Source organism: Desulfovibrio sp. 1188_IL3213, from assembly GCF_036763145.1.
Classification (GTDB): Bacteria; Desulfobacterota; Desulfovibrionia; order Desulfovibrionales; family Desulfovibrionaceae; genus Desulfovibrio.
In genome coordinates this window covers 1-1173 of record NZ_JBAIYR010000587.1, presented here as the reverse complement: position 1 = coordinate 1173, position 1173 = coordinate 1, and the positions used below count along the sequence as shown (strand labels likewise).

Below are 1173 nucleotides of genomic sequence, written 5' to 3'. Positions count from 1 at the left end.
CGGCTGGCGCGTGAGGCGCTGGAAGGACAGGAAGCGCGGGACGTGCAAGAAGTCCGGGAAGTGCGGCGGCCCGTCAGGAAAAAACACTGCGGGGCAATGGCGGGGCGGGCTGTGGGCTGCGCTGTTTGTTTTTGCCGTCTGGCCTTCGCAGGCGGGCATGCTCTTCTTACAGTACTTTCCCCGCAGAAGCGCGTGGGATCTGCACGGGCGGCAAAAATCCACATGAAGCGTCGGCCTTTGCTTGACGAGATATGTGAAATAATGGACAATCGAATCGCCGAATTTGAACGAGTATTTTGAAAGGCAAGATCGCCCTGCATTTTTATAGGTTTTTTAACGTGTGTGAGGTTGGTACTCATGTCTGTGGAATCGTTGCCCCGGTGGTTTAGTGTGGCTGCCATTGAGCGTGCCCTGGATCGTCAGGATGCCCCGGACGCCATTGAGCTTCGTGATATTCTGGATAAATCCATGCAGATGGTTCCGCTGGACGCCGATGAGATCGTGGCACTTATGCGGGTTGACGACCCCGTGGAGCATGAGCGCATTCTGGCGGTTGCCGATGAGGTTAAGCAGCGGGTTTATGGCGACCGCATGGTTCTTTCCGCTCCGCTGCACCTTTCCAACCATTGCGGCAGTGAATGTCTGTATTGCGCCAACAGGAAAGGAAACGGGCTGATAGAGCGCAAGTATATGACCTCGCCCGAAATGCGCGAGGCGGCCTTGCGCCTTATCCGCCAGGGCCACAAGCGTATTTTTCTGGTCAGCGGGCAATTGCCCAATGCCGATGTGGAGTACCTGGCCGAGGCCATCAGCATCTTGTACACGGTGTTTGACGGCGTGGGTGAAATCCACAGCGTCAACGTCAACGTGGGGCCGCTTGAAAGCGCCCAGTATGAAACGTTGCTCGACGCCTACGTGGGGACCATCCTCATCTATCAGGACACCTATCATGAGGCCAGCTACCGCGCGGCACATGTGGCCGGCCCGAAAAGCGATTACGTCAAGCGCCTTGAGGCCCCCGATACGGCCTTTGCTGCGGGTGTGCCTGATGTGGGCATGGGTCTTTTGCTCGGCCTTGGCCCCTGGCGTTTTGACCTGCTGGCCCTCATTCAGCATGCGGCCCATCTGGAGCGCGTGTACGGCATGGGTTGCCGCACCGTAAGCCTGCACCGC

At 58.1% G+C, this 1173-nt stretch carries 2 protein-coding genes; both read left to right on the top strand.

Annotation, left to right across the window (positions count from 1 at the left end; all coding sequences use genetic code 11):
• Nucleotides 1-300, top strand: a 300-nt coding sequence (locus V6C16_RS13825) for a hypothetical protein (RefSeq protein WP_333543502.1), incomplete at its 5' end; no start/stop codon positions are given.
• 57 nt (nucleotides 301-357) lie between these two features.
• The coding region (locus tag V6C16_RS13820) for a radical SAM protein (RefSeq protein WP_333543501.1) at nucleotides 358-1173 on the top strand (816 nt) is incomplete at its 3' end.